Source organism: Pseudoxanthomonas winnipegensis (assembly GCF_004283755.1).
GTDB classification, from domain to species: domain Bacteria; phylum Pseudomonadota; class Gammaproteobacteria; order Xanthomonadales; family Xanthomonadaceae; genus Pseudoxanthomonas_A; species Pseudoxanthomonas_A winnipegensis.
This window is the reverse complement of record NZ_SHMH01000006.1, coordinates 292,843-318,128: the sequence shown is the minus strand read 5'-3', so window position 1 is coordinate 318,128 and position 25,286 is coordinate 292,843. Positions and strand designations below refer to the sequence as shown.

Here is a 25,286-nt window from a genome sequence, read left to right as displayed (position 1 = left end):
CAATCTGGAGGGGCGGTATGGAACGCGTGGACAGCGTGGTGATCGGCGCCGGTGTGGTCGGCCTGGCGGTGGCGCGGGCGCTGGCGCTGGCCGGGCGCGAGGTGCTAGTGCTGGAGGCCGAGTCGGCGATCGGCACGGGCACCAGTGCGCGCAACAGCGAGGTCATCCATGCCGGCCTGTACTACGCGCGCGGTTCGCTCAAGGCGCGGCTGTGCGTGCAGGGCCGCCAGCAGCTGTACGCCTTCTGCCAGCGCACCGGCGTGGCGCATCGCCGCTGCGGCAAGCTGATCGTCGCGGTGGACGATGCCCAGTGCGAAGGGCTGGCGCAGATCCGTCAGCATGCCCTGGCCAATGGCGTGAGCGACCTGCGCGAGCTCGAGGCGGACCAGGTGCACGCGCTGGAGCCGGACCTGCACGTCGTGGCGGCGCTGCTCTCGCCCAGCACCGGCATCATCGACAGCCACGGCCTGATGCTGGCCCTGCAGGGCGAGGCCGAGGCGCAGGGCGCGCTGCTGGCCCTGCGCGCGCCGGTGAGCGCCATCGCCTGCGAAGACCAGGGCTTTGCGATCGAGGTCGGCGGCGACAGCCCGATGCGCCTGCACGCCGACCTGCTGGTGAACAGCGCCGGCCACGGTGCGCCGGTGCTGGCCGCCGCCATGCGCGGGCTGGCCCCGGCGCATGTGCCGCAGGCGTGGTTTGCCAAGGGCAGCTATTTCAGCCTGGCCGGGCGCACACCGTTCACGCATCTGGTCTATCCGCTGCCCGAGCCCGGCGGCCTGGGCACGCACCTGACCCTGGACCTGGCCGGCCGCGCGCGCTTCGGCCCGGACGTGGAGTGGGTGGATACGCTCGACTACACGCTGGACCCGCGCCGCGGCGAGCGCTTCTACGCCGCGATCCGCCGCTACTGGCCCGGCCTGGCCGACGGCGCGCTGCAGCCGGCCTATACCGGCATCCGGCCCAAGATCAGCGGCCCGGGCCAGGCCAATGCGGACTTCCGCATCGACGGACCCGCGCACCACGGCATCGCCGGGCTGGTGAACCTGTTCGGCATCGAATCGCCGGGGCTGACCTCCGCGCTGGCCATCGCCGACCACGTCTGCGCGCTGCTGGAACTGACCGAGCCGGTCGCCGCCTGAGCGCCCAGCCCTTTCACGCGTCGATGCGGGACACTGCGCTCCCTCTCCGAGCAAGCCGAGCCACCCCATGCCGATCGAACTGAAGCTGCTGGCCTGGTCCATCCTGCTGGGCCTGGCCTATGTGCTGCTGGCCGCCGCCCTGGTCACCGCCAAGCGCGGCGTGGCCTGGAACGCCGGCAACCGCGATGCCCCGGTCGAACCGCTGCGCGGCCCGCCCGCGCGGGCGCAGCGGGCCAGCGCCAACTTCCTGGAGACCTTCCCGTTCTTCGCCGCCGGCGTGCTGGCCGTGGTCGCTCTGGGCCGCACCAGCCCGCACACGGCGCTGGCCGCGCAGCTGTACTTCTGGGCGCGGCTGGCCTATCTGCCGGTGTACGTGATCGGCATCCCTTACCTGCGCTCGATCATCTGGGTGGTGTCGCTGTGGGCGATCCTGCAGATGGTGTGGGCGCTGCTGTAGGCGCCAGCGCCTTCAGGTGGCGGGGAAGGCGCGCAGCACCGCGGCCTCCTCGCCCGCGCCATCCAAGTCATCGGCCAGCGCGCGGCAGTGCGCGGCCAATGCGGTGTAGATCCCGGCCTCGGGCCGTTCCGGGCCGATGAAGGCGGCGATCTCCTCCATCTCCGGTGCCCAGCGCCGCGCCTTGGGCAACAGGTCCGGCAGCGCATGGTCCAGCTGCGCCAGCAGCGCGGGATGGGTCTGCCCCAGCGCCGCGCGCAGGGCCTCGCCCGCGTCGTGGCGCTGCGCCGCCAGGGCCATGGCGGCGCCCAGCAGCGCCACGCCCTTGTTGATGCCGGCGTAGGCCATCTTCAGCGCGCTGGCCGCGCCGACGCCACCGCGCAGCGTGCGTGCCTGCAGGCCATGGGCCTCCAGCAGGGTGGCCAGCTCGGCCGCGTCGTCGGACAGGTAAATCGTCGGGCCGGACGCCTCGCCCTTGGGCGGAAAGCCGAGGATGCAGCCGTCGACGAAGCGCGCACCCGCCGCCTCGATCACCGCCTGCACCTGCACTGCGGTGTCGGGGTTGATCGCGTTGAGGTCGACGAACACCGGCGGCCGCGCCACGCCCTGGCACCAGCCCGCGAACTCCCGCGCCAGGGTCATCGCCTGCGCCGGCGGCACCACCGACAGGAACCAGCGCGCCTGCATCAGCTCGCCGGTGGCCACCACGCGCAGGCCGGCGGCTTCGGCACGCGCCCGGCTGGACGCGCTGCGGCCCTCCAGCGCGGTGAGCACCGGCACGCCGTGTGCCACCAGGCGCGCGCCAAGCGCCGCACCCATGGCGCCGGGCGCCACCAAGGCCAGGGGATCGGTCATCGCACGCGCTCGCTCGCCGGAAGATGCCGCACATCGTGCGCCTGGCCGTCGGCCTCGCCCAGCGATGCCGAGCCGGAACGTCCCGCCAGGAGGAACGTCCGGCTGCCGCGATTCCGCTGCGAACCGTGATCTGTCTTGGCCCTCGGTTGGACACGCCGCGACGCGCCTTATCCGGACTCGCCAAGGGGCGCCGCGTTCCCCAGCGCGGCTCCCTATGGGCCAGTGCTCGCGATGCCGCTACGCCTGCAGCTGCAGCGCGTCGCTGGGGACGATGCGCGCCACGCGCGGCAGCACGTGTTCGAGCGTCATCCGGTGCAGCTCCTCCGAGACGCTGGCGCACAGATCCGGCGCGACGACCACGGCGAAGCCCAGCTCCCAGGCGTGGCGCGCAGTGGACTCGACACCGAAGTTGGTGGCGATGCCGCCCAGCACGATGGTGTCGATGCCGCGGCGGCGCAGCTGCTGTTCCAGGCTGGTCCCGGTGAAGGCGCCCCACTGACGCTTGGTCACGCGCAGGTCGCCGGGCTGGACCAAGCCGTCGTGCAGCTGCGACCAGTCGGCCGGCAGCGGGCCGCCACCGAGCGGCCGGTCGACCGGCTGGTGCGGCGCATCGACCATGTCCGCGCCGAAATCGACATTGAGCAGCACGACCTGCGCGCCGGCCTGGCGGAAGCGGGCCGCGGCGGCGCGGCCGCGGGCCGCGACTTCCTCACCACTGATGGGCTGCAGCGGCATGGCGGTGATGCCGTGCTGCAGATCGATCAACACAAGCGCCGTACGGCGCGGGGACAGCGTCAACATGGGGATCTCCAGGGGACAGGAAACACAACACGAAGTGGGTGAGCTAAAATGCGAGGATCGACTCGCATATGAGAATTGTGAGGATGCCCTCGCAAAAGTCAACCCAGGCCATCGCCCCCAAGCGCCAGCGCGGCCGCGATCGCGTCGCGGCGATCCTGGAAGCGGCCACCCAGCTGTTCATCGACCAGGGCGCGGCGGTCACCATGACCGAGATCGCGGCCCGCTCGGGCACGGCGATCGGTTCGCTGTACCGGTTCTTCCCCACCCGCGATGCGCTGGTGGCCACGCTGCTGGAGCGCTACACCGAGGACCTGCACCGGGCGCTGACCGAACTCGAGGCACGCGCCGCCACGCTGGCGCCCGACGCGCTGGCCGATGCGCTGCTCGGCCTGGCCCTGGACCGCAAGGCCGAACGCACCGCCGCGCTGGTCCTGGTGGAGATCACCGGCGACGAGGCCTTGCGCGCACGGCTGCGCGAGGACATGCGCCAGGGCGTGGCCGACATCCTGCGCCAGGCCGGCACCGTGCCTGCGGCGCAGGCTTCGGCCGCGGCCGAAGCGGTCGTCCTGCTGATCAAGGCGGCCGGCAGCCTGGCCTTACAGCCCGGCAGCCAGTCCGCGCTGGACGAACTGCGCCAGCTGTTGCGCCACTACCTGGAGCAGCGCAACCGGCCCCGCTGATCCGGTCGCCGCGTCGTGCCCGGTTTTGCCATCTACAGACAACCGGACAACAACTTTTTAATCCCGTTCCCGGTCATGATGAGCGCTTGCTCGCGGCATCGCGCCGTGGAGGGAAGTGATGAAGTTACGAGTCGCCGCGTCCGCCCTGGTGCTGCTGTGCGCCGCCTGCAAACCCGCTGCCACGCCCGAACCGACCGCACCGCCGCCGGTGTCCGAGCCGGCGCCCGCCGAGTGCAAGGCCAACGCCGATTGCGAGCAGGGCGAGATCTGCAGCAACGGCAACTGCACCGCCTCCAGTGCCGGCGCCAATCCGATCGCGCCGGGCGCGCCGGGCGCTTCGGCCCCGACCCTGCCGCCGCAGGACAACGTGCCCCAGCCCGTGCCCTCGCAGGCCGGGCCGCCGGCGATGGCCTCGGTCGGCGACCTGGTGCCAGGCGTGCCGACCTGCAAGGCCGGCGACGGCCGCACGCCGATCCCGGTATGGAAGCCTTCGGTCACACCGGACAACGTCGTCGGTAGCGCGCCGCCGCAGGAAGACCACCAGGTGGTCGTGCTCGACCTGGAGTCGCTGCATGAGCCCAAGTGCAACGACAAGGACAGCAACCTGTTCACCGTGGCCTCGAGCGGCGCGCCGGAAGAGGCGCTGCGCATCGGCGTACGCGGCAACACGCAGGAGATCGACGGCGTCTGCCACCTGACCGGCCTCTACCGCACCGAGCTGATGCCGGCCAAGCAGGGCAAGCGCGGCAAGACCGAGCCGGCCAGGATCGAATTCACCGCCGAGGACGCGTCGGGCATCGCCTCGTCCAACCGGTATTGCGTGCAGGCGGCGCCTTGAGGGGTGGCGATGCCGGGCTTGGCATTTGCTGAGGCATCGCCGGCCCGCGGGTTGCCCGTCATCAGGCGCGGCTTTTGTCCTTGAGGGAAAGACTTAGGCTGGGGAAGAACCCAAAGATTTGTCGTTCCCGCGAACGCGGGAACCCATGGACGTTGCTCGACCTGCACGGAAGTCCATGGATCCCGGCGTTCGCGGGGATGACGGTAGTTGGGTGGCCTGTGATCTGTCACAGCGCGCGCTAGGCGCACAGTGAGGCTTTCGCGAAAGCGGCGCCGCGGCTCGGCACGCCCGCGATGCCGCACACAACCCAGCGCTACACTGCGCGCCCGACGTTTTCCACGACACGCTCCACCCATGCGCAATCCCCTGCAGGAACAGCTGCTCAAGGCCGGCCTGGTCAAGAAGGGCAAGGCCGACCAGATCGCCCGCGACCAGGTCAAGGCGCGGCTGGCCAAGGGCCAGGCCAAGCCGCCTGCCGATGCGGATCGGGTCGATGCGGCCCGGCTGCAGGCCGAACGCGCCGAGCGCGACCGCGCCCTGGCCGCCGAACGCAATGCGCAGGCCAAGCGCCAGGAGCTGCAGGCGCAGATCCGCCAGATCGTGGACACGCACAAGGTCAAGCGCGGCGGCGAGGTCGAGTACCGCTTCAACGACGGCAAGGCGATCCGCACCGTGCTGGTCGACACCGCACTGCGCGCCCAGTTGGCCAATGGCGCGCTGGTGATCGTGCGCCATGGCGAAGGCGTGGAACTGATCCCGCGCGCCGCCGCGCAGAAGGTGTACGAACGCGATGCATCGTTCGTGCTGCTCGACCATGGCCGCAAGGAGGGCGAGGCACAGGCCGCCGCGGCGGACAACGCCACGCCCGCTGGCGACGACTTCTACGACCAGGACCGCTTCAAGGTGCCGGACGACCTGATGTGGTGAGGTACACGGCGGTCACTGACCCGCCGGCGGCTCCCACAGCTCGACCTTGTTGCCTTCCGGATCGATGACCCAGCCGAACTTGCCCTGCTCGGAAGACTGCGTTTCGTCGGACACGTGGCAGCCCTCGCCGCGCAGCGCGACCAGCAGCGCGTCGAGATCGGCGACGCGGAAGTTGACCATGAAGGACGCGGTGCCAGGCGACATGTAGGTCGTGTCGGCGGCGAACGGACTCCACAGCGTCATGCCCGGCGCGCTGCCCTCGCCGCCCCAGTTGAAGATGGCGCCGTTCCAGTCGGCCACCTCCAGACCGAGGTGATCGCGATACCAGGCGGCCAGCGCGGCCGGATCGCGTGCCTTGAAGAAGATGCCGCCGATGCCCGTGACTCGCTTCATGGCGCTGCCTGTGTGGGTGATGGCGGATTCTTGGGCACAGGCGGGACTGAAGCAAGCGCGCCTCAACGCACGCGCACGCCCTTGGCCGCATCCCAGTGCAACGGCTTGTCCGAGCGCGGCAGCGGCGCATCGCGGCGCGGATCGGCGGCCACGCCGTGCGGCCAGTCGGGTGGGCAGATCGCGGTGAAGCTGGCGGAGCCGCCGGTGCCGCCCTTGAACCTTGGGAAGCCGATCGCCACCAGCGCGCCGACTTCCGGCACCTGGTCCAGGTGCGCCACGCCTTCGGCCTGGGCGTAGCCGTGGTGCATCAGCCAGGCCTCGCCTTCCAGCTTGGGGCTGTCGTCGGTGTCCAGCGGCTCGTGCCCGTGCAGCAGGATGTGGCGCTGTTCGTGCAGGAACTTGAGCGCCGGCAGCGACACGCCCCGGAAGCGCTCCAGTTTGGCCAGCGCCGGATCCGGCCAGCGCCTGGACCAGTCCGAGCGCACGAAGACCACCGCCCCTTCCGGGATGCGGCCATGGCGCCGCTCGAAGGCCTCGATGTCGGCCACGCTCAGCGCATAGCCGGGGTCGCGCTTGACCTGCTCGACGATGGAGATCACCACCAGCGGCCGCAGCGTGTAGCTGGCCGGCAGCTCGTCGATGGACGGATACTCCGGCGCCCAGTGCGCGGGCGGATCGAGCTGGGTGCCGAGCTGGTCGGTGGCCAGCGTGTAGCGCGTGGCCTCGAAACCATCCTTGGCATAGGTGTAGGCGTGACCATCGGCCGGGTCGCGGGCCGGTTCGAACCTGGAGGGCTCGAAGCCGTGCCAGACCGGGATGTCCGGCGCGATCACATGCGAGAGCGACACGTACTTCACGCCCTTGAGCTGCTGGGCGTAGACGTCCCAGAGGCGGATGTCGTCGGCGCGCGCCGGCGGGGCGGCAGCGATCAGGCAGGCGATCAGCAGGCAGGGCAGGCGCGGCATGGGGAGGTCCGTGGGCGTGGGCGTCGTGGACATCCTGCCCGCTCGGCGGCGCACATTCGAGCCACACGCCGCGCGTACCATGCCGGGGCCATGAACCATGCCCTGCCCGCGCGACAGACCCTGCTGGCCGACCTCGCCACGCTGGCCGACTGCGCGCGGGCCGAAGGTTTCGCCTGCATCGCCGCGCGCCGCGAACATGGCGCCCAGTCGGTGGACATCCCCGGGCCGCAGGTGGCGATCCTGCTGCAGGGCCGCAAGCTGGTCAGCACCGCGACGCAGCTGCTCGCGTTCGAGCCCGGCGATCTGTTCCTGATTACCCGGGCCTGCCGCATCGATGTGATCAACACGCCCGATGCCGCTAGCGGCCTGTACCTGACCGCGGTGATCCCCCTGTGCGCCGAGGTGCTGGAGGCCGCGCGTTTGCTCTGGACCGAACTCCTGCCCCAGCCCGGCCAGGCCCTGGCGCGATTGCCCATCGAGGACTTCGCCACGGCACTGCCGCAGTGGCGCCAGGCGCTGGCCGAGGGACGCTACGCCGAAGCCCGGCTGGTGCTGGCGGGCATGGTGGTGGCGCTGTGCCGGCGCGGACACGGCAGCCTGCTGCTGCCACCCGAGCCGACCCTGGCCGCACAGGTGCAGGCGCTGGTGTCCGACCAACCACAGCGCGACTGGCAGTCGCGCGATGTCGAGCAGGCGCTGTCGCTCAGCGGGGCCACCCTGCGCCGCCGCCTGGCCGCCGAACGCACCTCCCTGCGCCAGCTCATCGTCGAGGCGCGCCTGGCGCGTGCGATGGAACTGCTCTACACCACACGCTGGCCGTTGAAGACCGTCGCCGCCCGCGTGGGCTACCGTTCGGCGCGCAGCTTCAGCCAGCGCTTCCAGCAGCGCTACGGGCTGGACCCGGCGCGCATCGGCAACCAGCTGCCGGACTGAACGCTGCCACGGCGTTCGCCTGCGCGCCCGTCCATGCGAGGGCTGCGTGAGCCGCCCGGCGCGTATGCGCTGGCCGCGATGCGCAAGGCTGCGCGTCCGCCGCGCGCACAGGCCATGCCGCTGCGCTCGCGATAGCGCGCGGAACACGTGATGAGCGTTGCGCGCAGCGGGTTGAGCGATTCGCGCGCACCTCCTCTCCCAGCATGTGTCCAGGGCGCCAGCCGGCGCGCATCCCTGGAGACTTCCGCATGACCCTGTTCTCGCCACGTTTGCTGCTCGCCGCGGCCCTGTTGAGTGCGGGCGGCGCCTGTGCCGGTGCCGCGCACGCCGCCGCAAGCGATACGCCCACCGCGCAGGTACCCGGCTATTACCGCCAGCAGATCGGCAGGTTGCGGGTGACCGCGCTGTTCGACGGCACCGTGGCCTTGCCGCGCCAGCAGCTGCTCGGCATCGACGCCGGCAACATCACCCGCCTGCTGGACGGCCGCTACGTGCCCGAGGACGGCAAGGGCCTGCAGACCGCGGTCAACGCCTACCTGGTGCAGGACGGCACCCATCTGACCCTGGTGGACACCGGCACCGCCAACTGCTTCGGCCCCGGCCTGGGCCAGGTGCTGAGCAATCTGCGCGCGGCCGGCGTGGACCCGGCGCAGGTGGACGACGTCCTGCTCACCCACGCCCACCCCGACCACCTGTGCGGCGTGCTCGATGGACAGGGCCAGGTGGCCTATCCCAACGCCACGCTGTGGCTGACCCGTGCCGATGCGGCCTACTGGCTCGATCCCGCGTCCGAGGCCCAGGCGCCGCAGCCGCTGCGCTTCGCCTTCCCGCTGGCCCGCAAGGCCGTGGCGCCCTATCAGGCCCAGGGGCGCCTGCGCCTGTTCGCGCCGGGCGACGCGCTGCCGGGCCAGGTGCAGGCCCTGGATTCGCATGGCCATACGGTCGGCCATGTGTCCTATCTGTTCGACGGCGGCGCCGGGCAGCGGCTGCTGGTGTGGGGCGACATCGTCCACTACCACGCCGTGCAGTTCGCCCAGCCGCAGGCCTCGTTCGAAGCCGACAGCGATCGCGCCGCCGCCATCGCCGCACGCCGGCGCCTGATGCGCCAGGCCACCGACGCCGGCTGGTGGGTCGCCGGCGCCCATCTGCCCTTCCCCGGCCTGGGCCATATCCGCAGCGAAGGTCAGGCCTTCGCCTGGGTGCCGGCGGAGTTCAGCCCGCTGCCGCCGGCGACGCCTTGAAGCGGCGGCGAGCCCTCGCCGTGGAAGCCACAAGGGCGCCCCCTGTAGAGCGGAGCTTGCTCCGCTGGAGCTTTCCCGAGATCCGATCGAAATGCAGCGGAGCAAGCTCCGCTCTACACGGCTCCCCTGATTCGCCAGGACTGGCGCATGCGCCGAATAGGCTCAATAATCGGCTCATTCAATGAGCCGAATAAGCGCTGTATTCGGCTCATCCACCAGGAAGCCGCCGATGAGCCCGCCCCGCTGGATCTGGCAACAGCCCGACTGGCCCCAGTTCCACTGGCAGGCCGAGGCGCTGGTGCTGTAGCTGCGGGCCTGCCAGCAGGTCTATGGCCTCGCCTCGACGACTAAAACTGCTTGCGGTACACGATAAAGCCAGAGCGCTCGGCCACCTTAGTCATAAGCTGCATGGCAATACGATTGGTCTGGAGTGTCTGCCAGTAAACCCTGGGAGCTTCCGCAGCCAAGGCCTGACGTACATAGCCCACGATCACGGCAGGCACAGGGCTGGACTCGGAGCGACCGTAGAACGTGTCGTACCTTGCCAAAGGAGTTCCCACTGTGCGTGGCCGGTGCGAGGCCTAACGCCTGAGTTAAGCCGCGCCGCGAAGCGGCATCGGCTTGGACGAATTGTTAGGAGCCAAAGCGGCCGATGAATTCCATGAGGGTGCCCTGTGTGTGGTGAGGCGGAACACCAGCAGCTTGGCTCTGGTCTTATGGCGGCGCTATAGCTGGAGATAAATGACTGGCCACAGAAGTGTCAGGGCAGCGAAAGCGATGAAGGGATATGAGGCGATCCTGGACTTTGCCAAGGAGGCGCAGGCAAGAAACCATGGCCCAAACGCGAGCGGACCGATAAGCGCGAAACCCAGCTGTGACGGGATCAGAAAGACGATTGCCAGACAAGCCAGAAGTCCAACGCCAGCGTAGGTAAACAGTCCCTTTCGATGTCGCCGCAGCCCTTCGAGGAAGTGTTCCAACATCTGCACGGCGTCTCCTCGCGATGGGAACCGGCCAAACGTGATACGTGTGGCGAGATCTTGCATCATGCTGGGTCAACCAAACACCTGAATCAAGGGCTGACCCGCAACGCCGACAGGTGACGACGCCAGCGCCCAGTCAGGAGGTAGATGGGCAGCACCGCGTCTTTCTCACCCGTCCAGCAGGGCCTTGTCGCGCACGGCGCCCTTGTCGGCGCTGGTGGCGAGCAGGGCGTAGGCCTTCAGCGCGGTGCTGACCTTGCGCGGGCGCGGCTGGGCCGGCTTCCAGCCCTTGGCGTCCTGCTCGGCGCGGCGGGCGGCGAGTTCCTCGTCGGCGACCAGCAGGTTGATGCCGCGGTTGGGGATGTCGATCAGGATGCGGTCGCCGTCGCGCACCAGGCCGATGGCGCCGCCGGCGGCGGCCTCCGGCGAGGCGTGGCCGATGGACAGGCCGGAGGTGCCGCCGGAGAAGCGGCCGTCGGTGAGCAGCGCGCACTGCTTGCCCAGGCCCTTGGATTTCAGATACGAGGTCGGGTAGAGCATTTCCTGCATGCCGGGGCCGCCCTTGGGGCCTTCGTAGCGGATCACCACCACGTCGCCGGCCTTGACCTCGTCGCCGAGGATGCCCTTGACCGCCGCGTCCTGGCTCTCGAACACCTTGGCCGTGCCCTCGAACACGTGGATGGATTCGTCCACGCCGGCGGTCTTCACCACGCAGCCGTCGCGGGCGATGTTGCCGTAGAGCACGGCCAAGCCGCCTTCGGCCGAATAGGCGTGCTCGACGCTGCGGATGCAGCCCTGCGCGCGGTCCACGTCCAGCGACGGCCAGCGCGTGGCCTGGCTGAAGGCGATCTGGGTCGGGATCCCGGCCGGCCCTGCCTTGTAGAAGGTCTGCACGGCCTCGTCCTGCGCGGTGGTCACGTCCCACTTGGCGATGGCCTCGGCCAGCGTCCGCGCATGCACGGTGGGCACGTCGGTGTGCAGCAGCCCGCCGCGCGCCAGTTCGCCCAGGATCGCCATGATCCCGCCGGCGCGGTGCACGTCTTCGATGTGGTACTTCTGCGTGTTCGGCGCGACCTTGCACAGCTGCGGCACCCGGCGCGAGAGGCGGTCGATGTCGCGCATGTCGAAGGGCACCTCGCCCTCCTGCGCGGCGGCGAGCAGATGCAGGATGGTGTTGGTCGACCCGCCCATGGCGATGTCCAGCGTCATCGCGTTCTCGAAGGCCTCGAAGGTGGCGATGCCGCGCGGCAGCGCGGTGGGATCTTCCGCGCCGTACCAGCGGTGGCACAGCTCGACCGCGGCCACGCCGGCGCGCTTGAACAGCGCCTCGCGGTCGGCATGGGTGGCCACCACGGTGCCGTTGCCCGGCAGCGACAGGCCCAGGGCCTCGGTCAGGCAGTTCATCGAGTTGGCGGTGAACATGCCGCTGCACGAGCCGCAGGTCGGGCAGGCGCTGCGCTCGACCGCGGCGACCTGCTCGTCCGTCGCGTTCGGATCGGCCGCCATCACCATCGCATCGATCAGGTCAAGCTTGTGGTCGGCCAGCCGGGTCTTGCCGGCTTCCATCGGCCCGCCGGAGACGAACACGGTCGGTATGTTGAGGCGCAAGGCGGCCATCAGCATGCCCGGGGTGATCTTGTCGCAGTTGGAGATGCACACCAGCGCGTCGGCGCAGTGCGCGTTGACCATGTACTCGACCGAGTCGGCGATGATCTCGCGGCTGGGCAGCGAATAGAGCATGCCGTCGTGGCCCATGGCGATGCCGTCGTCCACCGCGATGGTGTCGAACTCCTTGGCCACCCCGCCCACACGCTCGATCTCGCGCGCCACCAGCTGGCCCAGATCCTTCAGGTGCACGTGGCCGGGCACGAACTGGGTGAAGGAGTTGGCGATGGCGATGATCGGCTTGTGGAAGTCGGCATCCTGCATGCCGGTGGCGCGCCACAGCGCGCGGGCGCCGGCCATGTTGCGGCCGTGGGTGGAGGTCCTGGAGCGGTACTCGGGCATGGCGGTCGGTCTTGAGCGAGCGCGAAGGCTGGCGTGCGGCGGAAAGCCGGCATTTTCCCCCGTTTGCTCCGTTGCTGCTGCAACTGACCGTTCAGCCATGTAGGACCAGGCGCCCGGCACTGCAGGCATCATGGGCCATCGCCCGCCCGGACCGGACCCCGATGAAACGCTCCACCACCACGCGCCTGCTGCTGATGGGCGCCGCGCCCCTGCTGTTCACCGCCTGCCAGAACGAGCCGGAGGTGCGACAGGGCCTGTACACCACGGTCGAGGCCTGCACGCGCGAGACCGGCGACGCGGCCAGCTGCAAACAGGCCTTCGACAGCGCGCAGAAGCAGTCGGCCGACCAGGCGCCGCGCTACGCCACGCGCGAACAGTGCAAGGTGGACTGGGGCGAGGACCGCTGCGCCGAGCAGCGCGACAGCCAGGGGCACTCGTTCATCGGGCCGCTGATGGCCGGCTTCTTCATGTCGCAGATGCTGAACAACCGCGCCGGCTTCAACGCCGCACCGGCCTACCAGAACCGCGACAACGGCTGGCTGCGGCCCACCCCGGGCGCGCGGCCGGACACCTCCGGCGCGTTCCGCACCGGCACCCCCGGCATGACCCCGATCAACGCCACGCCCAACCGCGCCGTGACCGTCAGCCGCGGCGGCTTCGGCGCGCGCAGCAGCGGCCGCGCCAGCTTCGGCGGCTGACATGCGCCGCGTCGCCATCACCCCACGCGGCGACTGGCGCGCGCAGGCGGCCGAGTGCGGCTTCGACTTCCACACCATCGACGGCGCGCCGTACTGGGACGAAAGCGCGTACTACGCCTTCACCCTGCGCCAGATCGAGGACGACCTGGAGGATCCCAGCGCCGAGCTGCACGCCATGGCGCTGGACCTGGTGGACGACATCGTGCGCGACGCGCAGCTGCTCGAACGCCTGGCGATCCCGCAGTTCGCCTGGTCCTGGATCGCCGAGAGCTGGCAGCAGCGCCAGCCGCATCTGTACGGCCGGCTGGACCTGGCCTACGACGGACGCGGGCCGGCCAAGCTGTACGAACTGAACTACGACACGCCCACCTCCCTGTTCGAGGCCGCGTTCTTCCAGTGGCAGTGGCTGGAGGACCAGCGCGCCGCACAGCGGCTGCCGGCGCAGGCCGACCAGTTCAATTCGCTGCACGAGGCGCTGGTGGCGCGCTTCGGGCAGATCGCCCCCGCCCTGCCCGGCCCGCTGCGCTTTGCAGCCGTGCGCGACTCCACCGAGGACCGCGGCACGGTCGCCTATCTGCGCGACTGCGCGGCCCAGGCGGGGCTGCAGAGCGAGTTCGTCGCCATCGAGGATATAGGCCTGTCCGAGGACGGCCGCTTCACCGACCTGTACGACGGGGTGATCGGCACGCTGTTCAAGCTCTATCCATTGGAGGACCTGCTGGCCGAGGAATTCGGCCGCGCCCTGCCGGCCTCGGGCCTGCAGCTGCTGGAACCGGCGTGGAAGGCGGTGCTCAGCAACAAGGGCCTGCTGCCGCTGCTGTGGCAGCGCCACCGCGGCCATCCCAATCTGCTGGAGGCGCATTTCGACGACGGCGCGCCGCTGCGCGCGGGCTGGGTGCGCAAGCCGCTGCATTCGCGCGAGGGCGCCAACATCGCCCTGCACCTGGCCGACGGCGGCTGGCAGGAAAGCGACGGCCCCTATGCCGGACCGTGCATCGTCCAGGCCGCCCATCCGCTGACCGCCTTCGACGGCCGCTATCCGCTGATCGGCAGCTGGGTGATCGGCGATAGCGCCTGCGGCATCGGTATCCGCGAGGACGACACCCGCATCACCCGCGACAGCGCGCGCTTCGTGCCGCACGCGATCATCGGTGAGGCGCCCGGGGTGTTCTACGCCTGAGCACGGCGGCAGGCTGAGCGCGTTGGAAGGCGATACAAGGACGAAGCCTGATGCGATTCCTGAAATCCCATGCGCTGTTGATCGCGAGCGTGTTGCTGTACGGCGTGTCGCTGTTCCTGCCCGCCCTGTATGGGGGCGGCTCATACCTGGTCGGGCTGGTGCTGCTGATCTTCGGCGCCCTCCCGCTGGCGGATTCCTCTTCTTTCGCCTGGCTGGCGAACGGCCTGTACGCGGCGGCGCTGATCGCCTATCTCATGCGCCGCACGCGCGTGGTCCTCGTCCTGAGTCTGCTCGCATTCGGGGTCGGACTGGACACAGTGCGCGTCGACCGCTTTCCGCTGGACGAAGGCGGAATGAACGTCATGCGCCAGGCCTTCGGCGAAGGCTTCTACGTCTGGGAAGTGAGCTTCCTGCTGCTGGCCGCCTCGGCTGCCGTGCCGCTGCTGCGGGCGCGAAAGAACCAGCCGCCGCCTTTGCCGCCGGTGTAAGCGGACCGCCGGTGCGGCGAGGCGCATGCAGCAAGGAAGACGATCGCGCCTACAACATTCACTTAGCCGTGAGCGCGATACCCGCACCAACTGCGACGGCTAGTGCTTCATGCCGCACGGCAGCAGCAACGGGCGCGTGAGAGCTCCTACGCCTGATCCGATTCGTGTCTTAGAATCAAGCCATGCTGGCGGATGAACAGCGAGTCAGGAACGCAAATGAGGGATCCAAGGCCGGATCTGATCGGGTTTGAAGCACGGAATCGCAAGGACCTGAAAAGCCTCTTGCTGGTGGCGGTGACAAGTCTCGCGCTTGCGCTCGTTGCCGATGCGGCAACCAGGCTCAGTCCATTTGCCGCGGTCGCCCTACCGCAGGATCAACGACGCGCCTGGGTTTATGTTGTCCTGGGCTACGGTGTGCTGGTGCCGCTGTCGATGGTGTTGCAGCGATCGAGCATGCAGCATCTCACTCTTCGCCAAGGTGGACTGCCTGACCGGCTTTTCCTGCTGATCCTTGCCCTTTGCCTGGCGCTACCGGCCTTTTTCTTGCCAGAGTCGCTCCTTGCCTCCGGCGAAGGTCTGATCGGCCGATCGGGATTGGTCTATCGCGGCATGGTGAGTTCCTTGCTGTCGCTCGCTTTGACCGGGGCCATCCTGTTCTACGCCGCTGCAGCCTTTGTTTGGCTGTTGTTGGCCGCGATCAATCACGTTTTTTCGGTGAAGCGTGGCGGCGAGCGATGAGTTCGTCCCGCGAGCAGTCGACTACAGCAACCCCTCGCGCTTGACCGCCAGATAGCGCTCGACCAGCGCGCCGGGCAGCTGTGCGGTGGTCACGTCCAGCACCATCACGCCGTGGCCGCGCAGGGCGTCGTGGGCCGCGGCGCGCTGGTCGAGGTAGCGGGCCACCGCGCCGGCCTGGATGGCGCCGGACAGGTCGGTAACCTCGGCCTCCAGCGCCTGATCCAGTTCGGCCTCGCGCAGGCTGGCCACGCACACCAGATGCCGGCGACGCAGCAGGTGCACGGCGGCCAGCAGGTCTTCGATGTCCTCGTCGCGCACGTTGGTCACCAGCATCACCAGCGCGCGGCGGCGCTGGCGCGCGGACAGTTCGCTGGCCATGGCCAGATAGTCGCAGGCGGTGGCCGATGGCTGCAGGTCGTAGGCGGCGCGCAGCAGGGTGTCGATGCCGGCCATGCCGCGCCGCGGCGGCACCCAGCGCGGCTGCTCGCCGGTGGACAGCAGGCCGGCCGCATCGCCCTGGCGCAAGGCGAGGTAGGCCACCACCAGCGCGGCATTGAGCGCGTGGTCGAAATGCGCCAGCCCGTCCTCGCGCGCCAGCATGCGCCGGCCGGTGTCCAGCACCAGCACCAGCTGCTGGTTCTTCTCGTCCTGGTACTCGCGTGAGATCAGCTTGCCCGCGCGCGAGGTGGCCTTCCAGTCGATCTGGCGCAGGCTGTCGCCGACGCGGTACTCGCGCATCTGGTTGAAGTCGGTGCCTTCGCCCCGGCGGCGCTTGAGATGGGCCCCGACCAGCCGCGAGGCCTGGTCAGCGCTGAACAAGGCCAGCCTGGCCAGCGGGGCGAAATCCGGATACACGCGCACCGCCTGCGGCGCGCCGACCACGCGCGCCTGCTTCCACAGCCGCAGCGGCGAGGCCAGGCGCAGCTGCACGCCGGCGAACCAGGCATCGCCGCGCGCGATGGGGCGCAGCGTGTAGGCGAAGGTGGCGGTGGCGTCGCGCGCCAGGCGCAGCGCGCGCGGCAGGCCCTGCGAGGGCCAGGCGCCCGGATGCAGGTCGAACACCTCCACGCGCTGCGTCCGCCCCGGGGACGCCAGCGTCAGCTGCACCTCGCGCGGCAGGTCCAGCGCCAGCGCTTCGGGCACGCGGCGCTGCACCTGCGGCGCGGGCAGCCGCCACAGCAACAGCGCATCGAGCAGCGCCAGGCCGGCGATCGCCATCCCGATGCCCTTCCAGGCCGTCAGCGGCAGCTCGGCGAACAGCACGGCCAGCCCGGACAGACCCCAGGCGCACAGCAGTGCGATCAGTGGCGCGGCTGGCCTCATCGCAACCGTGCCGCCATGAGCGCCCGCTCGGTAGAGCGGAGCTTGCTCCGCTGGGGCTGTCCCGATGATCCGGCCGAAACGCAGCGGAGCAAGCTCCGCTCTACAAGGAGGCGGCGAGGTGAGTGGAAGAGACAGATGCTCCCACAAGAGTGCGAGGTCACCCTCACTTGCGCGGCGCCTCGACCTTGGCGAGCAGCGCGGTCAGCACGTCGTCGGGCGACTGGCCTTCGATCTGCAGTTCCGGCGCCAGCGCGATGCGATGGCGCAGCGCCGGCAGCGCGACCTCGCGCACGTCGTCGGGAATCACGAAGTCGCGCCCGCCCAGCACCGCCTGCGCGCGCGCCGCGCGTACCAGCGCGATGCTGCCGCGCGGCCCGGCGCCCAGCGCGATGCCCGGCCAGCTGCGCGTGGCGGCGGCCAGGCGCACGGCGTAATCGATCACCTGCGCGTCCACCTGCACCTGCGCGGTGGCGCGCTGCAGCGCGACCACATCGCTGGCAGAGGCCACGCAGCGCACCTGGCTCAGGTCGAAGTCCGCGGCGGTGCGACCCGTGGTGATCGCATCGACCATGCGCTTCTCGTCCTCCAGCGCGGGGTAGTCGATCAGTACCTTCAGCAGGAAGCGGTCCAGCTGCGCCTCGGGCAGCGGATAGGTGCCCTCCTGCTCGACCGGGTTCTGCGTGGCCAGGGTGAGGAAGGGCTGCGCCAGCGGGAAGGACTGGCCCTCGATGGTCACCTGCCCTTCCTGCATCGCCTCCAGCAGCGCCGACTGGGTCTTGGCCGGCGCGCGGTTGATCTCGTCGGCCAGCAGCAGATGGGTGAACACCGGCCCGCGGCGGATCTCGAAGCGCTGCGTACCCGGGTCGAACACCGCATGCCCCGATACGTCGCTGGGCATCAGGTCCGGGGTGAACTGCACCCGCGCGAAATCCAGCGACAGCGCCTGCGAGAGCGCGCGCACCAGCAGGGTCTTGCCCAGGCCCGGCACGCCTTCGATCAGCACATGGCCGCCGGCCAGCAGCGCGATCAGGATCTGGTCCAGCGGCTGCGGCTGGCCGATGAAGGCACGCGCCACCTCGGCGCGCACCGCGGCCACGCGTTCGGCGATGCCGTCGAAGGCCGGCGGCGCGGCCTGGGGAAACTCGCTCATAGTCGTTGCCTCATGAACATCAGCAGGGAAATGCGGTCGGCGAACTCGCGGCGCTCGCGGTCCGTGGGCGATTGCAGGGCGCGCGCCACGCGCGCGGCCGGCAGGCCGAAGCGGCGCGCCAGCGCGTCGGCCTGGGCCGCGCCGGTCAGCGCGGCGGCCACCGGATCGCGGCGCCGCAGCCGGGTGAGAAAGGCCTTGCGCGCGGCGGCATGCAGCAGCACGCCGCGCCGATAGCGATAGAGGTGCTCGCCGCTGGCGCTCACGTGTTCGAGCAGCGAGCGGCGCGCGGGCGCCGGCGGCGGCAGCAGCGGCCCGAAGCGCTGCGCCCGCAGCATCATCCAGGCCAGCAGCGCAAGCAGCAGCGGCGCCCACACCGGCCAGCCGCGCTCGAGCACGGTGCGCCACAGCGAAGGCATCCGCGTGGCGTAGACCAGGTGCATGGTGCCGTGGCCGTAGTTGGGCGCCAGCACCTGCCGCGCCAGCGCCTGATGCGTGGGCGCGTGCAGGCCGCTGCCATCGTCGCCACGCCGCGCCGGCCCGCCGTTCTGCAGGAAGTCCACGTCGGCCAGCACGTCCACATAGCCCTGGCCGCGCGCCAGGCGCGCGTAGACATAGCCGTCGCGCAGGTTGCCCCAGGCCAGCACCGGCTGCACGCCCTGGAAGCTGAAGCGTCGCGCGCCGCAGAACTCCACATGCGGCGGCTGTCCCCGCACCTGGAAGGGCGCGCAGTCGCCGACCGCCATCGGCGTCAGCCGCAGCGCCTCCAGCAGCGGCATCGATTCGTGCAGCCCGAAGGCCGGGCCCGGCGGCGTGCGCACCACCAGATGGCCGCCGCGCGCCACCCAGTCCAGCAACGCACTCGCGCGCGCGGCATCGAGATAGCGCGGGTCGTCCAGCAGCACCAGCGTGTCGCGCCGGCCCAGCTGGGCGATCTCCAGATCGAAGCGCGGCCGCGCATCGACGCTCACCCCATCGGCGCGCAGCGCCTGCTTGAGGACGTAGAGCGGATTCCACGCCGCCTCGCCGGCCGGCGGCAGGTCGACCCGGTACGCCACCCGTTCGTAGGTGTGCACGAACCACGCCACCAGCACGAACAGCACCGTGCCGCTGGCGAGCGCGATCAGGCCCGGCTTGGCGCCGCGCGTGCTCTGGCTCATGCCGGCCACCGGTAGCGCGTCTGCAGGGCAGCGATGAGCGCCTCGAACTCCTCGGCCTGCGGCAGGCGCTGTGCATAGGCCGCGTACTGCCACACGCGCACCATGCGCGCGAACAGGCCGCGGTCGGCCTCCTCGGGCTGGCGCTGCGCCGCGCGCAGGCACTGCGCCTCGGTCGCGCCCGGCGGCAGCACCACGCCGGCACGCTCGGCCATCGCCTCGACGCTGGCGCGATACAGCAGGGCCAGCGCATGGCGCGGCTGTCCCTGCGCCCACAGCCGGCGCGCGCTGGCGGCGATGTCCGGCGGCAGGACCTGCGGCAGCTCGACCACGCCGGGGGTGACGGGCGCCGGCACCGGCCGCGGCGTGCGTACGCCGCGCATCCACGGCCACCAGTGGCGCGCGCTGGCGAGCAGGAACACCAGCAGCAGCCCGAGCACGATCCACAGCCCCCATTCGCCGATGAAGGCCAGCACGCGCTGCAATCGTTCCAGCCAGCTCATGTCCAGCTTGGGCGGCTCGGCGATCTCGGGCGGCCGGCGGCGCTGCCAGGTGTAGTCGGTGCGGTGACGATCAATCAGCGGGTCGCGATAGGCCTGCACCACCGCGCGGCGGAAGCGCGCATCGTCCACGCGCTGGCCTTCGAACACCTGGTCCACGCCGGGCGGTGGCGGCGCCTCGCTGGCCGGCGCCGGCTGCTGCGCGCGCAGTGGCGCCACCCCGACCAGCGCCAGCAGCAGCACCAGCGGCGCGGCGGCGGCCAGCAGGCGCTGGCGCAGCCGGCGGAAGGCGATCTCCACGTCCCAGGCCTCGATCTGCGTGCGCCGGTTGAGGTACAGGCCGAAGCCGGCGCCGACGAAGAACGGCTCCACCGCGCCGATCGCGATCCAGAAGAACGCGTTGAACCCCAACTGCGCCCACAGCGGCGGATCGGACAGCATCGCCAGCCCGGCGCGCGCGGCCTGCGGCAGGTAGTCGATCGGCACGAACACGGCCACCATCGCCACGCAGGCCAAAGTCAGCGCCAGCTGGAACCCCAGGAACACCAGCGTCAGCACCAGCGCGTTGCCGTAGAGCGTGGCGCCCAGCACGCGGCGACGCGCACGCAGGCGTGCGCCGTGTTCGCCTTCCAGCGTCTCGATCGGCAGGAACAGGCTGCGCGCGCCGCTGAAGCGCCGCCAGGTCAGATAGCCCAGCATCGGCCGCCAGCCCCAGCGCAGCTGCGCGGCCAGGGTCTGGCGCGTGGTCGGCACCTGCCCGAACACGCCGCGCGAGATCACGTACAGCGGCACGCGGTCGAACAGCGGCTTGATCCACCACAGCATCAGGCACGAGGCCAGCGGCGAGGACAGCGCCCACGCACCGGCATTGACCAGGGCGAACACCGGCAGGGCCAGCCACAGCCACGGCTTCCAGATCGCGCCCGCATGCCGGCGCACCAGCGCGGTGCCCAGCTCGACCGCCTCCCAGGGCGAGCGCGCGCGCAACTCGACGGTGAGCTGCTCAGCGCGCATCGCGGTCCCGCTCCACGCCGCCGCGGCCACCGCGCCACAGCCACACGATGACCCCGGTCCACAGCACCGCGGCCACCGCGTACTTCACCGGATGCGGAATGCTGGCCACCGAGGACCAGAACGCCTCGATGAAGGCCGCCACCAGCAGCATGAAGGCCACGCCCAGGCACAGCCGCGCGCCGATCGCGCCGGCCTGCACCAGGGCCTGCCCGCGCGTGCGCCGGCCCGGCGCCAGCCAGCTCAAGCCCAGCTGCAGGCCGGCGCCGCCGGCGATCACCAGGGCGGTCAGCTCGAACGCACCGTGCCCACACACGAAGCTCCACAGCGGCCCGCCCGAGCCGATGCGCGTGAGATGGCCGAACAGCGCGCCGATGGTCAGCCCGTTGCTCACCAGCACCACCAGGCTGCCCACGCCCACCACCAGCCCGCTGGCGAAGGTCTGCAAGCCGATGCCGATGTTGTTGCGGATATAGACGCCGAACATCATCCAGTCGCTGCCGCTGTCGCGGCCGATGCGCGGGTTGGACGGGTCGTACATGCGCTCCATCGCCGCCACCATCCGCGGGTCCATGAGCGCGTGGATCAGCTCGGGTCGGAACTGCAGCAGCACGGTCATGCCCACCAGCGGCACGGCGAACAGCGCCAGCGCCACCCACATGCAGCGCGCCTGGCTGCGCACCAGCCGCGGGAAGCCGGCCATCAGGAACTCCAACGCCGTGCGCCAGCGCAGCGGCGGGGTGCGGTAGAGCACCTGGTGGCCCTGCTCCATCAGCGTCTGCAGGCGCCCGGTGACCTGCGCGCTGTAGCCGCGCCGGCGCGCCAGCGACAGCTGCTGGGCGATGCGCCGGTAGCGCTGCGGCATGGCCTCATCGCCCAGCGCGCCGGTGTTGCGCGTGTCCTGCGCCCGGCGCGCATCGGCGCGCGTGCGCAGCCAGTCCTCCAGCTCCTGCCACTCGCGCTGATGGCGCGCGACGAACTGCTCCTGCCTCATCGCCGCCCCAGCAGCCAGTTGGCCATGCCGAACAGGCGCAGCACGCCGGCCGGGCCGCGCGCGCCGGTGAGCGGTTCGAGCAGATCGGCCAGTTCGACCTGGCGCTCGGGCGTGAGCTGCGGCGCGCGTTCGCCGAAGGCGACGATGGCGGCCTGCTCGGCCGGACGCAGCGTGGCGCGTGGCACCACCACCGCGTTGACCGGCGCCGAGGCCGGTGGTTCGGCGTGTTCGGCATGGATGACCAGGGTGCCGGCGGCCAGGTCGCCCAGCCGGCGCGCGGATGGATCGATCAGGCTCACCACCAGTCCGGCGGCGTAGCCGAAGGGCAGCATGTCCACCACGCGCAGCAGGTTGCGGGTGATCGCGGCCGGCCAGCCGATCGGCGCACCGTTGGCGAGCACCACGCGCAGGCGCATCGCGCGCTTGCCCAGCGTCTGCCCGTGCCACAGCGCCTCGAGCACGATCATGTAGCCCCATTGCAGCAGGAAGGCGGCGACCAGGCTCAGGCCATCGCCGAACTTGCCCAGCAGGCTCAGCACCATGGTGGCGGCGAACATCATCCCCACGCGCACCACCAGGTCCACGCCCCAGGCCACCGCGCGCGGCACCGGCCCGGCGGCGGGCAGCTGCAGCGACACGCCTTCGGGCGTGACCACCTCGCGCACCGTATCGAGCGCCACGGCCGGCGCGGCCCCCTGTGCGATGGCCATCATCGAGCGTCCCGTTGAAGCACCCGCGCCTGCCTGTCCATGCCTGCCGTCATCCCTGCCCCGGCCAGACTGTAGCGAGCGCCGCGCGACTTGCCCACCCTGCCGGTCGGCTTGCCCGGAAGGCCTACACTGCGCCGATGTCCACCTCCGCCCCCTGCCGCAGCGGCTGCGCCGCCTGCTGCATCGCGCCGTCGATCAGCTCGCCGATTCCCGGCATGCCGCAGGGCAAGCCGGCCGGCGTGCCCTGCGTGCAGCTGGACGAGGCGCTGCGCTGCCGACTCTTCGGCCGGCCCGAGCGTCCGGCCGTCTGCGCCAGCCTGCGCCCGCAACCGTCGATGTGCGGCGCCTCGCGCGGCGAGGCGATGAGCTTCCTCGCCGCGCTGGAAGCGGCCACCCGGCCCTGAGCTCAGCGCACCGTCGCCGAGGCCTTGGCCTTGCGCGAGGCGAAGAACTTCCTCACCGCCGCGGCCGCCGCGACCACGCCCAGGAACAGCAGCTTGCCGAACTTGGCCAGGACCAGGCCCAGCTTGGCCAGCAGGCCGGTCTTGGCCGCCAGGCCGCCGCCGATCAGCGCGGCCACGCCATAAGCGGCGACCTTGTCGGTGGACGGGTTGTGGTCGGCATAGCGCGCGCCGGCGTCGAACTCGGTCATCGGCAGCAGCTGCTGCATGCCGGCCTGCACCTTCGGCAGCTCGTCCATCGCCGAGACCGCGTTGAGGCTCAGGTAACCGTGGCGGCCGAGCACGCGGATGTCGTAGTTGAGCGTGTGGCTGGGCTGGCCGTTGAAGGCCAGCTCCTTGGCCCAGTACAGCTTCTTGGCTCCGGCGTCGTAGCGCGGCGGCACCGCCCAGCCCACCAGGTCGACGCGGCCATAGCCGGCCTTCTCGCGCTCGGCGTTGGCCTCGCGCGTGCCTGCCTGCATGTTCTTGAGCAGTTCGTCGTAGTCGATCTTGGACGCATCGGCGTCGGAGACGTACCCCTCGTCGTCGTAGGTCACCACCACCGCCCAGCTGTCCTGCTCGTCCAGCCCCGGATGGGTGGGCACCACCATGCCCAGCACGGTGTCGTCCTGCGGATTGCCCCACAGCTGCTCGAGCACCTTGCGAGCGTCGGCCTTGTCCAGATAGCGGAACTGCGTGCCCAGGTTGAAGTGCGCGTGGGCCGGGCCGACCTCGATCTGGCCACTGCGGAAGTGCAGGCTGTCGATGAGCTGCTGGGCCTGTTGCCCGTCCTCGGCCAGCACCGGCAGGGCTAGCCCCATCAGGCACGCGACCGTCAGGCCGCGAAGCGTCGTCCGCATCGTCTTTCCCCTTCATCCATGTGGGCATCCCCATGCCCGGGGCGCCGAGTGTCGCCCGAGGCACCGCTGGCTGACAACCCGGTCAGCCGTTGTCCTGCCCCAGGTACTGGTCCTTCAGCCGCACGTAGTGCTGGGCGGAGTACAGCAGGCCTTCGATGTCCTTGTCCGACAGCTGCCGCACCGGGCGCGCCGGATTGCCGACCCACAGTTCGCCGCTGCCCACCCGCTTGCCCGGGCCGACCACCGCGCCGGCGCCGATGAAGGCGTGATGCTCGACGATCGCGCCATCGAGCACGCAGGCACCCATGCCGATCAGGCAGGCATCGCCGATGGTGCAGGCGTGGATGATGGTGCCGTGGCCGACGGTGACGTCCTCGCCGATCAGGGTCGGATAGCCGCCCTTGTTGTACGGGCTGTGGTGGCTGACGTGGACGATGGTGCCGTCCTGCACGTTGGTGCGCGCGCCGATGCGCACGTGGTTGACGTCGCCGCGGATCACCGTGCCCGGCCAGACCGACACATCGTCGCCCAGCTCGACATCGCCGATCACCGTGCACGCCGGGTCGACGTACACGCGCTGCCCCAGCACGGGGCGCTTGTCCAGGAAGGAGCGCAGGTTGCTCATCGGCGCAGTGTAACGGTCGGCTCCCGCGGCGGGCCTGGGTTAGGCTGTGCCGCCCTCGCCGCCGCGCCGTCGCCCATGAAGATCGCCAGCTGGAACGTCAACTCGCTCAACGTGCGCCTGCCGCACCTGGAACAATGGCTGGCCGAGTTCGGGCCGGATGTGGTCGGCATCCAGGAAACCAAGCTGGAGGACCACAAGTTCCCCGATGCGGCGCTGGCCGCGGCCGGCTACCGCAGCGTGTTCGCCGGGCAGAAGACCTACAACGGCGTGGCGCTGCTGGCGCGCGGGGCGATCGAGGACGTGCAGATCGGGATCCCCGGCTTCGAGGACGAACAGAAGCGCGTGATCGCCGGCACGATCGGGGGCGTGCGCGTGATCAATCTGTACGTGGTTAACGGACAGGACGTGGGCACCGACAAGTACGGCTACAAGCTGCGCTGGCTGGAGGCGGTACGCGAATGGATCAAGGCCGAGCTGGCCGTGCACCCGCAGCTGGTGGTGCTGGGCGACTTCAACATCGCCCCCGACGCGCGCGATGTGCACGATCCGGAGGTCTGGAACGAGACCCACATCCTCACCTCGGCCGCCGAGCGCGAGGCGCTGCAGGCGCTGCTCGGCCTCGGGCTGCACGATGCCTTCCGCCTGCACAGCGAGGAGGCCGGCGTCTTCAGCTGGTGGGACTATCGGATGGCCGCGTTCCGCCGCAACCTGGGGCTGCGCATCGACCTGACCCTGGTCTCCGATGCGCTCAAGCCGCGCGTGACCGCCGCCGGCATCGACCGCGCCCCGCGCAAGTTAGAGCGCCCCAGCGACCACGCCCCGGCCTGGGTGGAGATCGCCTGACCGGCGCCCATGGCCACACAGCGCCCAAGAAAAAACCCGGGCAGGGCCCGGGTCTTCTCGCTTCCTGGCTGGCGCGCGTTGCGCGCCAGCCCAGCTGCGCTTAGCGCACGCTCTTGCGGGTGAACAGGTTCACGATCGCAAGCAGGATCACCGCACCGAGCAGCGACCACAGGAAGGTGCCGACGGTGATGGCCTGGTTGATGCTGCCGCCGCCCAGGAAACCGGCGATGGCGGCACCGACGATGCCGACGACGATGTTCAGGATGATGCCCTGCTGGGCGTCACGACGCATGATGATGCTGGCGAGCCAGCCAACGACGCCGCCCACAATCAGCCAAATGATGATGCCCATGATG

General features: G+C 70.6%; 27 protein-coding genes. 13 read left to right on the top strand and 14 right to left on the bottom strand.

Going from position 1 to position 25,286, the window contains the following annotated elements; translation table 11 throughout:
• Window positions 1-17: 17 nt before the first annotated feature.
• A complete protein-coding gene (locus EAT51_RS13610; RefSeq protein ID WP_130521650.1) occupies window positions 18-1,139 on the top strand; it encodes an NAD(P)/FAD-dependent oxidoreductase in 1,122 nt (373 codons plus the stop codon).
• A 67-nt stretch (window positions 1,140-1,206) separates the two neighbouring features.
• Window positions 1,207-1,596: an MAPEG family protein gene (locus tag EAT51_RS13605; protein ID WP_130521649.1), complete on the top strand. Its 390-nt coding sequence runs from the start codon at window positions 1,207-1,209 to the stop codon at window positions 1,594-1,596.
• Window positions 1,597-1,608: 12 nt separating this feature from the next.
• Here EAT51_RS13605 and EAT51_RS13600 read toward each other — a convergent pair whose 3' ends face one another.
• Window positions 1,609-2,448, bottom strand: a complete 840-nt coding sequence (locus EAT51_RS13600; protein WP_130521648.1) for an NAD(P)-dependent oxidoreductase — start codon at window positions 2,446-2,448, stop codon at window positions 1,609-1,611.
• Window positions 2,449-2,685: 237 nt separating this feature from the next.
• A complete protein-coding gene (locus tag EAT51_RS13595) occupies window positions 2,686-3,249 on the bottom strand; it encodes a hydrolase (protein ID WP_130521647.1) in 564 nt (187 codons plus the stop codon).
• An 83-nt stretch (window positions 3,250-3,332) separates the two neighbouring features.
• Here EAT51_RS13595 and EAT51_RS13590 point away from each other — a divergent pair, with 83 nt between their 5' ends.
• The 3 genes from EAT51_RS13590 to EAT51_RS13580 all read left to right on the top strand — a co-directional run bounded on the left by EAT51_RS13590 (window position 3,333) and on the right by EAT51_RS13580 (window position 5,694).
• Window positions 3,333-3,929 (top strand): TetR/AcrR family transcriptional regulator, encoded by a 597-nt coding sequence (locus tag EAT51_RS13590; RefSeq protein ID WP_165422015.1) that lies wholly within the window; start codon window positions 3,333-3,335, stop codon window positions 3,927-3,929.
• A 118-nt stretch (window positions 3,930-4,047) separates the two neighbouring features.
• Window positions 4,048-4,767 (top strand): hypothetical protein, encoded by a 720-nt coding sequence (locus EAT51_RS13585; protein ID WP_130521645.1) that lies wholly within the window; start codon window positions 4,048-4,050, stop codon window positions 4,765-4,767.
• A gap of 354 nt (window positions 4,768-5,121) precedes the next feature.
• Window positions 5,122-5,694: a DUF2058 domain-containing protein gene (locus EAT51_RS13580; RefSeq protein WP_130521644.1), complete on the top strand. Its 573-nt coding sequence runs from the start codon at window positions 5,122-5,124 to the stop codon at window positions 5,692-5,694.
• Between the two features lie 12 nt (window positions 5,695-5,706).
• Here the strand turns inward: EAT51_RS13580 and EAT51_RS13575 are convergent, their stop codons facing one another.
• Together EAT51_RS13575 and EAT51_RS13570 are read right to left on the bottom strand one after the other, a co-directional pair.
• Window positions 5,707-6,087, bottom strand: coding sequence for a VOC family protein (locus EAT51_RS13575; protein ID WP_130521643.1), 381 nt, complete (start codon window positions 6,085-6,087; stop codon window positions 5,707-5,709).
• Window positions 6,088-6,149: 62 nt separating this feature from the next.
• Entirely contained in the window at window positions 6,150-7,052 is a 903-nt protein-coding gene (locus tag EAT51_RS13570; RefSeq protein ID WP_130521642.1) for a cyclase family protein, read from the bottom strand.
• Between the two features lie 90 nt (window positions 7,053-7,142).
• Here EAT51_RS13570 and EAT51_RS13565 point away from each other — a divergent pair, with 90 nt between their 5' ends.
• On the top strand, window positions 7,143-7,985 hold the full coding sequence (locus EAT51_RS13565) for a helix-turn-helix transcriptional regulator (protein ID WP_130521641.1): 843 nt from the start codon (window positions 7,143-7,145) through the stop codon (window positions 7,983-7,985).
• A gap of 248 nt (window positions 7,986-8,233) precedes the next feature.
• On the top strand, window positions 8,234-9,226 hold the full coding sequence (locus tag EAT51_RS13560; RefSeq protein WP_130521640.1) for an MBL fold metallo-hydrolase: 993 nt from the start codon (window positions 8,234-8,236) through the stop codon (window positions 9,224-9,226).
• A gap of 1,151 nt (window positions 9,227-10,377) precedes the next feature.
• Here the strand turns inward: EAT51_RS13560 and ilvD are convergent.
• Window positions 10,378-12,216 carry a dihydroxy-acid dehydratase gene (gene ilvD / locus EAT51_RS13545; protein WP_130521639.1) on the bottom strand — a complete coding sequence of 613 codons (1,839 nt, stop codon included), beginning with the start codon at window positions 12,214-12,216 and terminating at the stop codon, window positions 10,378-10,380.
• Between the two features lie 161 nt (window positions 12,217-12,377).
• Here ilvD and EAT51_RS13540 point away from each other — a divergent pair, with 161 nt between their 5' ends.
• The 4 genes from EAT51_RS13540 to EAT51_RS13525 all read left to right on the top strand — a co-directional run bounded on the left by EAT51_RS13540 (window position 12,378) and on the right by EAT51_RS13525 (window position 15,320).
• Window positions 12,378-12,914, top strand: a complete 537-nt coding sequence (locus tag EAT51_RS13540; protein WP_130521638.1) for a DUF1190 domain-containing protein — start codon at window positions 12,378-12,380, stop codon at window positions 12,912-12,914.
• Between the two features lies 1 nt (window position 12,915).
• Window positions 12,916-14,094, top strand: coding sequence for a glutathionylspermidine synthase family protein (locus EAT51_RS13535; RefSeq protein ID WP_130521636.1), 1,179 nt, complete (start codon window positions 12,916-12,918; stop codon window positions 14,092-14,094).
• 50 nt (window positions 14,095-14,144) lie between these two features.
• The gene (locus EAT51_RS13530; protein ID WP_130521634.1) at window positions 14,145-14,582 is read left to right on the top strand and encodes a hypothetical protein; all 438 of its coding nucleotides are present in this window, start codon (window positions 14,145-14,147) and stop codon (window positions 14,580-14,582) included.
• Between the two features lie 192 nt (window positions 14,583-14,774).
• Window positions 14,775-15,320, top strand: coding sequence for a hypothetical protein (locus EAT51_RS13525; RefSeq protein ID WP_130521632.1), 546 nt, complete (start codon window positions 14,775-14,777; stop codon window positions 15,318-15,320).
• Window positions 15,321-15,341: 21 nt separating this feature from the next.
• On the opposite strand, the gene EAT51_RS13520 is transcribed toward EAT51_RS13525, so the two are convergent.
• The 6 genes from EAT51_RS13520 to EAT51_RS13495 all read right to left on the bottom strand — a co-directional run bounded on the left by EAT51_RS13520 (window position 15,342) and on the right by EAT51_RS13495 (window position 22,162).
• Window positions 15,342-16,643 carry a DUF58 domain-containing protein gene (locus tag EAT51_RS13520; protein WP_130561738.1) on the bottom strand — a complete coding sequence of 434 codons (1,302 nt, stop codon included), beginning with the start codon at window positions 16,641-16,643 and terminating at the stop codon, window positions 15,342-15,344.
• Between the two features lie 163 nt (window positions 16,644-16,806).
• On the bottom strand, window positions 16,807-17,793 hold the full coding sequence (locus EAT51_RS13515) for an AAA family ATPase (RefSeq protein ID WP_130561737.1): 987 nt from the start codon (window positions 17,791-17,793) through the stop codon (window positions 16,807-16,809).
• Window positions 17,790-18,950, bottom strand: a complete 1,161-nt coding sequence (locus EAT51_RS13510; RefSeq protein WP_130561736.1) for a DUF4350 domain-containing protein — start codon at window positions 18,948-18,950, stop codon at window positions 17,790-17,792. Before EAT51_RS13510 ends, EAT51_RS13515 begins: the two co-directional genes overlap by 4 nt.
• A complete protein-coding gene (locus tag EAT51_RS13505) occupies window positions 18,947-20,461 on the bottom strand; it encodes a DUF4129 domain-containing protein (RefSeq protein ID WP_130561735.1) in 1,515 nt (504 codons plus the stop codon). The genes EAT51_RS13510 and EAT51_RS13505 overlap by 4 nt, the downstream gene beginning before the upstream one ends.
• Window positions 20,451-21,452, bottom strand: a complete 1,002-nt coding sequence (locus EAT51_RS13500) for a stage II sporulation protein M (RefSeq protein ID WP_130561734.1) — start codon at window positions 21,450-21,452, stop codon at window positions 20,451-20,453. Before EAT51_RS13500 ends, EAT51_RS13505 begins: the two co-directional genes overlap by 11 nt.
• Window positions 21,449-22,162 carry an RDD family protein gene (locus tag EAT51_RS13495; protein ID WP_130561733.1) on the bottom strand — a complete coding sequence of 238 codons (714 nt, stop codon included), beginning with the start codon at window positions 22,160-22,162 and terminating at the stop codon, window positions 21,449-21,451. The genes EAT51_RS13500 and EAT51_RS13495 overlap by 4 nt, the downstream gene beginning before the upstream one ends.
• A gap of 137 nt (window positions 22,163-22,299) precedes the next feature.
• Here EAT51_RS13495 and EAT51_RS13490 point away from each other — a divergent pair, with 137 nt between their 5' ends.
• Window positions 22,300-22,566 carry a YkgJ family cysteine cluster protein gene (locus EAT51_RS13490; protein ID WP_130561732.1) on the top strand — a complete coding sequence of 89 codons (267 nt, stop codon included), beginning with the start codon at window positions 22,300-22,302 and terminating at the stop codon, window positions 22,564-22,566.
• A 2-nt stretch (window positions 22,567-22,568) separates the two neighbouring features.
• Here the strand turns inward: EAT51_RS13490 and EAT51_RS13485 are convergent, their stop codons facing one another.
• The gene (locus tag EAT51_RS13485) at window positions 22,569-23,462 is read right to left on the bottom strand and encodes a DUF2167 domain-containing protein (RefSeq protein WP_130561731.1); all 894 of its coding nucleotides are present in this window, start codon (window positions 23,460-23,462) and stop codon (window positions 22,569-22,571) included.
• 82 nt (window positions 23,463-23,544) lie between these two features.
• Entirely contained in the window at window positions 23,545-24,087 is a 543-nt protein-coding gene (locus EAT51_RS13480; RefSeq protein ID WP_130561730.1) for a gamma carbonic anhydrase family protein, read from the bottom strand.
• 75 nt (window positions 24,088-24,162) lie between these two features.
• Between EAT51_RS13480 and xth the strand changes: the two genes are divergently transcribed.
• Window positions 24,163-24,930 carry an exodeoxyribonuclease III gene (gene xth, locus EAT51_RS13475; protein ID WP_130521613.1) on the top strand — a complete coding sequence of 256 codons (768 nt, stop codon included), beginning with the start codon at window positions 24,163-24,165 and terminating at the stop codon, window positions 24,928-24,930.
• A gap of 100 nt (window positions 24,931-25,030) precedes the next feature.
• Here xth and EAT51_RS13470 read toward each other — a convergent pair whose 3' ends face one another.
• Window positions 25,031-25,282, bottom strand: a complete 252-nt coding sequence (locus tag EAT51_RS13470; RefSeq protein ID WP_130521611.1) for a GlsB/YeaQ/YmgE family stress response membrane protein — start codon at window positions 25,280-25,282, stop codon at window positions 25,031-25,033.
• Window positions 25,283-25,286: the final 4 nt, after the last annotated feature.

Coding starts and splice junctions, on each gene's coding strand:
- EAT51_RS13610 (WP_130521650.1), top strand. CDS start 18: ATGGAACGCGTGGACAGCGTGGTGATCGGCGCCGGTGTGGTCGGCCTG.
- EAT51_RS13605 (WP_130521649.1), top strand. CDS start 1,207: ATGCCGATCGAACTGAAGCTGCTGGCCTGGTCCATCCTGCTGGGCCTG.
- EAT51_RS13600 (WP_130521648.1), bottom strand. CDS start 2,448: ATGACCGATCCCCTGGCCTTGGTGGCGCCCGGCGCCATGGGTGCGGCG.
- EAT51_RS13595 (WP_130521647.1), bottom strand. CDS start 3,249: ATGTTGACGCTGTCCCCGCGCCGTACGGCGCTTGTGTTGATCGATCTG.
- EAT51_RS13590 (WP_165422015.1), top strand. CDS start 3,333: ATGCCCTCGCAAAAGTCAACCCAGGCCATCGCCCCCAAGCGCCAGCGC.
- EAT51_RS13585 (WP_130521645.1), top strand. CDS start 4,048: ATGAAGTTACGAGTCGCCGCGTCCGCCCTGGTGCTGCTGTGCGCCGCC.
- EAT51_RS13580 (WP_130521644.1), top strand. CDS start 5,122: ATGCGCAATCCCCTGCAGGAACAGCTGCTCAAGGCCGGCCTGGTCAAG.
- EAT51_RS13575 (WP_130521643.1), bottom strand. CDS start 6,087: ATGAAGCGAGTCACGGGCATCGGCGGCATCTTCTTCAAGGCACGCGAT.
- EAT51_RS13570 (WP_130521642.1), bottom strand. CDS start 7,052: ATGCCGCGCCTGCCCTGCCTGCTGATCGCCTGCCTGATCGCTGCCGCC.
- EAT51_RS13565 (WP_130521641.1), top strand. CDS start 7,143: ATGAACCATGCCCTGCCCGCGCGACAGACCCTGCTGGCCGACCTCGCC.
- EAT51_RS13560 (WP_130521640.1), top strand. CDS start 8,234: ATGACCCTGTTCTCGCCACGTTTGCTGCTCGCCGCGGCCCTGTTGAGT.
- ilvD (WP_130521639.1), bottom strand. CDS start 12,216: ATGCCCGAGTACCGCTCCAGGACCTCCACCCACGGCCGCAACATGGCC.
- EAT51_RS13540 (WP_130521638.1), top strand. CDS start 12,378: ATGAAACGCTCCACCACCACGCGCCTGCTGCTGATGGGCGCCGCGCCC.
- EAT51_RS13535 (WP_130521636.1), top strand. CDS start 12,916: ATGCGCCGCGTCGCCATCACCCCACGCGGCGACTGGCGCGCGCAGGCG.
- EAT51_RS13530 (WP_130521634.1), top strand. CDS start 14,145: ATGCGATTCCTGAAATCCCATGCGCTGTTGATCGCGAGCGTGTTGCTG.
- EAT51_RS13525 (WP_130521632.1), top strand. CDS start 14,775: ATGAACAGCGAGTCAGGAACGCAAATGAGGGATCCAAGGCCGGATCTG.
- EAT51_RS13520 (WP_130561738.1), bottom strand. CDS start 16,643: ATGAGGCCAGCCGCGCCACTGATCGCACTGCTGTGCGCCTGGGGTCTG.
- EAT51_RS13515 (WP_130561737.1), bottom strand. CDS start 17,793: ATGAGCGAGTTTCCCCAGGCCGCGCCGCCGGCCTTCGACGGCATCGCC.
- EAT51_RS13510 (WP_130561736.1), bottom strand. CDS start 18,950: ATGAGCCAGAGCACGCGCGGCGCCAAGCCGGGCCTGATCGCGCTCGCC.
- EAT51_RS13505 (WP_130561735.1), bottom strand. CDS start 20,461: ATGCGCGCTGAGCAGCTCACCGTCGAGTTGCGCGCGCGCTCGCCCTGG.
- EAT51_RS13500 (WP_130561734.1), bottom strand. CDS start 21,452: ATGAGGCAGGAGCAGTTCGTCGCGCGCCATCAGCGCGAGTGGCAGGAG.
- EAT51_RS13495 (WP_130561733.1), bottom strand. CDS start 22,162: ATGGCCATCGCACAGGGGGCCGCGCCGGCCGTGGCGCTCGATACGGTG.
- EAT51_RS13490 (WP_130561732.1), top strand. CDS start 22,300: ATGTCCACCTCCGCCCCCTGCCGCAGCGGCTGCGCCGCCTGCTGCATC.
- EAT51_RS13485 (WP_130561731.1), bottom strand. CDS start 23,462: ATGCGGACGACGCTTCGCGGCCTGACGGTCGCGTGCCTGATGGGGCTA.
- EAT51_RS13480 (WP_130561730.1), bottom strand. CDS start 24,087: ATGAGCAACCTGCGCTCCTTCCTGGACAAGCGCCCCGTGCTGGGGCAG.
- xth (WP_130521613.1), top strand. CDS start 24,163: ATGAAGATCGCCAGCTGGAACGTCAACTCGCTCAACGTGCGCCTGCCG.
- EAT51_RS13470 (WP_130521611.1), bottom strand. CDS start 25,282: ATGGGCATCATCATTTGGCTGATTGTGGGCGGCGTCGTTGGCTGGCTC.